The 526-nt window shown below is 62.7% G+C and carries 1 protein-coding gene; it reads left to right on the top strand.

Features of this window, described 5'->3' with window-relative positions; genetic code table 11:
• The coding region (locus tag BFL43_RS00030) for a cytochrome c oxidase assembly protein (RefSeq protein WP_143694981.1) at positions 1-526 on the top strand (526 nt) is incomplete at both ends.

Below are 526 nucleotides of genomic sequence, written 5' to 3'. Positions count from 1 at the left end.
CGCTCCTGCACAGTCCGTTCTCGAAGTTCATGACCCACCCGCTGGTGGCGTCTGTACTGTTCGTCGGCAGCTACTACGTGCTCTACCTGGGCGGCCTGTTCGAACTACTGGCGGACTACCACGCGGCGCACGTCGCCATGAACCTGCACTTCATGGTCAGCGGTTACCTCTTCTACTGGGTCGTCATCGGGATCGACCCGGCGCCGCGGACGCTGTCCCCGGTGGCCAAGCTCGCGATGGTGTTCGGCTCACTGCCGTTCCACGCGTTCTTCGGTGTCGCGTTGATGAGCACCGACAACATCATCGCGCGTAACTACTACAACAGCCTGATGCTGCCGTGGAACCCCGACCTGATGAGTGACCAGCGCCTGGGCGGTGGCATCGCCTGGGCGGCGGGTGAGATCCCGTTGGTCTTGGTGATGCTCGCGTTGTTGGTGCAGTGGAGTCGGCAGGATCAGCGACAGGCGAAGCGATTCGATCGCCGCGAAGAACGCGACGACGGTGCGGAGTTGGCAAGCTACAACGC

Source organism: Williamsia sp. 1135, from assembly GCF_002095395.1.
GTDB lineage: Bacteria > Actinomycetota > Actinomycetes > Mycobacteriales > Mycobacteriaceae > Williamsia.
This window is presented reverse-complemented; position numbering and strand designations above follow the sequence as displayed.